At 41.6% G+C, this 6,094-nt stretch carries 5 protein-coding genes and 2 pseudogenes; all 7 read left to right on the top strand.

Going from position 1 to position 6,094, the window contains the following annotated elements:
• Positions 1-138: 138 nt before the first annotated feature.
• A pseudogene (locus tag O9295_RS09715) lies at positions 139-396 on the top strand (zinc ribbon domain-containing protein); the annotation flags it as partial.
• A gap of 641 nt (positions 397-1,037) precedes the next feature.
• On the top strand, positions 1,038-1,667 hold the full coding sequence (locus O9295_RS09710; protein ID WP_002761869.1) for a DUF1294 domain-containing protein: 630 nt from the start codon (positions 1,038-1,040) through the stop codon (positions 1,665-1,667).
• A 320-nt stretch (positions 1,668-1,987) separates the two neighbouring features.
• Positions 1,988-2,230, top strand: coding sequence for a DUF433 domain-containing protein (locus tag O9295_RS09705; protein ID WP_002761871.1), 243 nt, complete (start codon positions 1,988-1,990; stop codon positions 2,228-2,230).
• 143 nt (positions 2,231-2,373) lie between these two features.
• Positions 2,374-2,847, top strand: coding sequence for a type II toxin-antitoxin system VapC family toxin (locus tag O9295_RS09700; protein ID WP_004158452.1), 474 nt, complete (start codon positions 2,374-2,376; stop codon positions 2,845-2,847).
• A gap of 2 nt (positions 2,848-2,849) precedes the next feature.
• Positions 2,850-3,077, top strand: coding sequence for a hypothetical protein (locus O9295_RS09695; RefSeq protein WP_016516182.1), 228 nt, complete (start codon positions 2,850-2,852; stop codon positions 3,075-3,077).
• Positions 3,078-3,191: 114 nt separating this feature from the next.
• Complete coding sequence (locus O9295_RS09690) at positions 3,192-5,147, top strand: AbiA family abortive infection protein (protein ID WP_288032822.1); 1,956 nt, start codon at positions 3,192-3,194, stop codon at positions 5,145-5,147.
• Positions 5,148-5,391: 244 nt separating this feature from the next.
• Positions 5,392-5,667: pseudogene (locus O9295_RS09685) on the top strand (hypothetical protein).
• Positions 5,668-6,094: the final 427 nt, after the last annotated feature.

Below are 6,094 nucleotides of genomic sequence, written 5' to 3'. Positions count from 1 at the left end.
TATGGGAGTGATCAGGGGTAAATTCAGGGACTTTTTCCCTGAAAATTAGGTAATTGACCCCCTCAAAATCGGTAAAACCCCACACCCCACACCCCACACCCTACACCCTGCCCCTAGGAAAAACTTTTTCAGCAAACCCTAGATAGATGGTTTCCTAGCTCTAAAAGATGTAGTAATTGCGGGTATATTGTCGAAAAGATGCCGTTAAATGTTCGAGAATGGGATTGTCCAGACTGTGGGACACACCATGACCGAGATGTTAACGCTAGTAAAAATATTTTGGCCGCAGGGCTTGCGGTGTCAGTCTGTAGAGCGACCATAAGACCAGAACAGAGTAAATCTGTTAAGGCAGGTGCGAAACCCCGCAAGGGAAAGAAGCAGAAACCTAAATCGTGAGGTTTGGGAATCGCCGTCCGTTTTACGGCGGCGAGGATGTCAATAATGGAAGGCTATCAACTCACGGTTCAAGTATTTGAAGAAGGCAGCGTAGAAATCCGTAAAGTAAGTGCCGTCTAACACTGCGTTGGAGCCGACTTCACCAAAAATACCGACAAAAATTACGGGTGATCTGCCGCCGCACAACTTCACCGTTATACTGAATCGGTTTTTAATAGCATGATTAACTGCCAATCCAACTTGAAAAACCCGCTCCCTTCTCCCCCACTGCTGTAACAAAAAACAACTATCCCCCGATAGCGATCGCTAAAGGTCGAATAATTGTAAATTTTTGTCAAGGGGTGCGGTCAGACATAGGAATCATCGCTAGAATGAGCCTAATTGTCAGGAATTTAGTTAAACAAGGTTTTTGGCAATATGCTAATCTGGCTAACAGGCTTTTGGGGGTGATATGGGAAAAAGTTCTGGCAATCGCACCTAAATGGAGTGATATACCGAAAGTTGAACCATATCGTTGCCTCAGAGAGTTTTATGCAGAAAGTTGACCTATAATATGTAGTTGGGCTGCTTCGTTTTTTGGTTGTGGCTGTCCTTGAAGATGATTTGTTAGAACCACAAAGTTTTCGTTATTGAGATTTTTTATGCAATCCGGTCTCCGCAGTGGAAAGCTTACAAAATGGAAAGATGAGCGTGGATTTGGTTTTATTCAACCCGTTGATGGGAGTCAAGAAGTTTTTTTGCATATTTCTGAAGTTAAAGATGCAACCCGTCGTCCACAAGAAAACGACACGATTTATTACCACTGCATAGTTGACTCAGATGGCAAAGTTCGAGCTTACAACGCATTTATTCTGGGAGCAAGAAACAAGTCAGAACCTTCAAGTAGTCGAACTAAACCCTCTGATGCCATCATTTCAAGCTTTCCGATAGTTGAGGTAGTTCTGTTGTCGCTTCTGCCTTTGTTTGGAGCTATTCATTTTACATGGACGACACGCAATCCCATTCCACTGATTCTTTATCCCGTAATGAGTTTAGTGACTTACGCTCTATACGCAGATGATAAATCTCGTGCTAAACGAAAGGATTGGCGAACTTCTGAACAAACGCTACATCTGTGTGAACTTGCAGGTGGATGGTTGGGCGGGTTTATTGCCCAGCGAATATTGCGCCATAAAGGTCAGAAAAAGTCTTATCAAGTCACTTTTTGGGCGATCGTGATCCTTCATTATGTTGTATGGCTGTTTTGGCTGTTTTCGGGAGGAACGCTATGAGGTATTGCGATTCTAAAAGCATCAGTGCGATGCCGAAGGCACTGCGTAGCAGTACGCCGATCTTGTAGGGTGCGTTCCCTAATGCAAGTCCCACTGCTCCAGCGATCGATTTTTGGGGAACGCACCATGCCCATTGATTGAAGTTGTGGGTTTAAGTGTGGTGTGGGCTAATCTGACTAACAGGCTTTTGGACGTGATATAAAGATAGTATGGGTGACGGTTTATCTGATGACGGAAAATGGATATGTGGAGGATGTCTTTCAAGCATTGCTTACCCCCGCTAAAGGTTAAAGTGATCATGAGGCAATAGAATTACTCTAATGAAACTAGATCGTATTACGAGCAATCCAAACCGTATGAATGGGCAACCCTGCATCCGTAATCTTCGCCTTACGGTTCGTCGAGTGATTGAGCTACTGGCAACTTATCCCGATCGAGCAGAATTACATCAAGAGTTTCCGGAACTGGAGGATGAAGATATTCGACAAGCCCTAATTTTTGCCTCTTCTTACTTGGATGATCGCATCATTGAACTTCCTAATCGCTATGAAGCTGTTGCTTGATCAGGGACTACCGCTTTCTGCGGCAACTTTATGCTGACAAGAATATTTCACGTACAAGGTTGGGTTGACGACTGTTACCCAACACCCTCAGAACCAAGATTAAATGCGGTAGGATAGGCATTGGATAGATTTTCTAGATTGCCGTGAGCGAAACCGTCTATATTGAAACCAGTATCTTAGGCTATCTTACTGCTCGACCCAGCAGAGATATTGTTGTGGCCGCAAATATTGAGGTGACGAAGGAGTGGTGGAATACACGTCGCGGCGATTTTCAACTTTACTCATCCCAAGCGGTCGTGAAAGAAACCTCACAAGGTGATGTTGTGATCGCATCTCAACGACTAGAAATCCTTGCTAATCTATCTTTACTCGACTTGAACCAAGCTGTGCTAGATTTAGCAGAGCAATTTTTGGAACGCAGCAACCTTCCCGCAAAAGCTGATATTGATGCTGTTCATATCGCCCCCGCAACCGTTCACGGCATGGATTACCTGCTCACCTGGAATTGCAAGCACATCGCCAATGCTCAAATTCAAGGAAAGTTGGCAGAGATCAGCCTTGATTTTGGCTACGAGTTGCCAATTCTTTGTACACCCTATGAACTTCTCGGAGGTTGATTATGTTTCAGGATGAGATTGTGGAAGAGATCCACAAAATTCGTGAAGAGTACTCTCGGTCATTCAATCATGACTTGAAAGCCATCTTTGCTGATTTGCAAAAGCAACAAGCTGAAAGTGGCAGAGAAGTTGTTACCTTATCTCGAAAACACGGTCTAACAACACGTTGGAGCGGACGAGCGAGAGATATTGATAGTGGTGCAAAGGATATTAGCCGCCGCTCAACTTAGCCGTTATGCCGCATAGCCCTTAGGGAGCAGGCCCAAAAGATTATCAGCATGTGAAGGAAGGGCTTACTTCATGGGCGCTCTAGATTAAAACAAGGCTTCTGTTGAAATTGAGCAATGACCAAAAGTGGCACAACCCAACTTGGGTATTTCATAAACTTCGACCTATGGCAAGATGCACTGTATCTTCTTAATTTTCAGATTAAGCAGAAGATGAACAATAGGCACTTTAATACTCTCAGTATGTTTTATTATGAGAGGCTAGATATAAATTGCCTCAACCATCCAACACAAGACTATTTCAATATAAAAATATCCAGTAGCCTCTTTTATGGTTTAAAGAAAGAGTTTTCTGTTCTCTCCTACGTCATTCCTAAACCAGGGCTAGGGCTAAGAGATTATAAATTTTTTACCTACCCAATGAGAACTGTATACTATTCCATCGGGCTTTATTTGCTTAAGTTATCGCAAGAATTCTTAATTGAAACATATAAAAAGATTGATAGCATTGAAGCTTTTTATGGTGGCAACCTCACCTACAAATCCAAGAAGCTCATAATCAATACAAAGAATGTATATTATCGTAGTTTTCACGAGCAGTTTAAGTTAAAAATTAAAGAAGAAACTAAGTTAGACAACGCAAGCAAAGTAATATTAAAGCTTGATATTGAAAATTATTTTAATGAGTTATCAATATCAACATTGTTAAGCCTTCTCAGCCGTTTTATCAAGCCAAGTGTTCAGGCTAATTTGAATTATGACATGTTTACAAGGGAGCAAATTATTTGCTTATTTCAATTCATCTCGAATGGTAAGTCTGGCATACCTCAAGGAGACAACAATATTATTTCAAGTTTCCTTGGATACTTGTATTTAGTTTTTGGTGATCTATTCATTGACGATGTACTGAATAGCTACAAACATGTTGTTGACTCGCATAAGATTATTAGATACACCGATGACATTTATATCTCTATAACATTCAAAGATATTATTGATCAAAAGGATCAGGGTTTGTTCGTTCATTCAATTGCTTCTCAAATCGCCGAGGTTCTATATAGTCAGCTTGGTCTCAAGCTTAATCTGAAAACACGGCTTTACAGACTATCTCAAGAAGAAGAAAAAGAGGAGCTATTGAAAAATATTAGAAAGTCATCTCCCAGTGATGAATATTTTAGTGCTATTCAAGAAGACGAGGAGGAAGAAGAGGAGGAATCCGAACCCCCTACTAAAACTCCTCAAGATAAACTAGAAGAAATATTTGAAGAGTTAAGGAAAATTAAAAACTCCAGAGTAGAAGACTATTTTGTGAGAGGTGATTCAGTACAAGAGGAAAAGGAAATTCTTCAAGAAGTATTTGACAAAGGTGTTGAGCAGATCCTTGATAAACCAGAAAACAAGGAAAAAATAGAGAAAATTTTTAATGATTTTGATTTTAATTTAGTTAAAGTACAGCCCCTTGAAATATTAATCATTCTACTTAAAGATACGACTGCAACTAATAATTTTAGGAAGTTTTGTTTAGATAAGACAATTATCACTACAGGGGATGCCGACTTAATTATCAAGTTCTTGTGTCAGACTAAATTTGCTGATACAAAACTATTAGAGAAGCTGAAGCAAAACTTTCACATGAGTAACATTATTGCTATTTTCCTTGATTGCAAGTTAAATTGTCATCAGCCTGGATACTATAATCTTGCCTGTATGCATATGAAAAAGTTGTCTGAGATGCCTGATGTTCTTGAACAGACAAAGCTACGAGTTTTAAGTGAGAAAAGCGCATCTTATTCCGTTGCACTTAATCATTTAGTTAATGAAATTCATGCCGTTTGTATAAAACAGGAACAAGCAAACAAGAAAAATTATGATGTCAACGATGTAGTTAAGTTCTTGCAATCAAAGGGTATCCAGCATGAGGTATGTATAAAAGTCAGAAACCTATTTGATCGTAGAAACTCTAATCGTGTTTCACATCCTGGTTCTGATGAAAGTATTGCTTGGGAAGTCACAAAGGAGGAGTACCTGGATTACTATGAGCATGTTGGGCGGTGCTTAGATTTTCTCTTGTAGCGCGATCGCCGATCTTGTAGGGTGCGTTCCCTAATGCAAGTGCGATCGCGTATCTTGTAGGGTGCGTTCCCTAATGCAAGTGCTACTGCTCCAGCGATCGATTTTGGGGAACGCACCATGCCCATTGATTGAAGTTGTGGGTTTAAGTGCGATGCCGCTCTTGTAGGCCCAGTTGGGGAATGTTAGCGAAGATTTCCGATGTTTAGGTTAAAATAGAGGGCAAAAGTTGCCCAGGGTCAAGCCAATGACAGTTCGTCAACCCCGCTACAGCAAAGAAGAATTCGCTCGACGTGGTAATGAGATTTATGAATCTCAGGTACGTTCTCAAGTGGAGGAGGGAAATCAGGGGAGAATTGTGGCGATCGACATCGAAACTGGAGCGTTTGAGCTTGCCGACGATACGATTACTGCTACCGATCATCTCTAGGAGCGTGTCCCTGATGCTCAACCTTGGCTGATTCGGATTGGACATAGAGCCGTCTTCCGTTTTGGCAGTCGCAGCCAGAGAAAACCCGTATGATGTGTGGGGATGGGTCTTTTGTATGGCTTTAAACTTCAGATTGAGGCAGTGGAAGGTGGGCGCGTTACAATTGAAGCGCTATGACTCAGCCAAAGTTATCGGTGAAGACGGTCTAACTTTACCGTTATACTGAATCGGTTTTTAATAGCATGATTAACCCCCAATCCAACTTGAAAAACCCGCTCCCTTCTTCCCACTCTTCCATACCTTTTAAACAGGATTTAGTATGACTATCTAGGGTTTGCTCAATAAGTACGGGCGAAGCATTCGGATAGAAAATCTACGTTTTCACCGATAGGTTATTGCCCGAATGCTTCGCCCCTACAGGACGCGGGCCGATGAAGACGCGAGGTTTTGAACGACGATTCTCTCAAAATCTTGCACCTGTTTCGCGAGAAAAGCCCCAAAACCCTTACTTTGCCTACAT

Origin of the sequence: Microcystis sp. LE18-22.4A, from assembly GCF_027531105.1 — a bacterium.
Taxonomy (GTDB): domain Bacteria; phylum Cyanobacteriota; class Cyanobacteriia; order Cyanobacteriales; family Microcystaceae; genus Microcystis; species Microcystis aeruginosa.
Note: the sequence above shows the minus strand (reverse complement) of the source record. Positions and strands in the feature narration are given on the sequence as shown.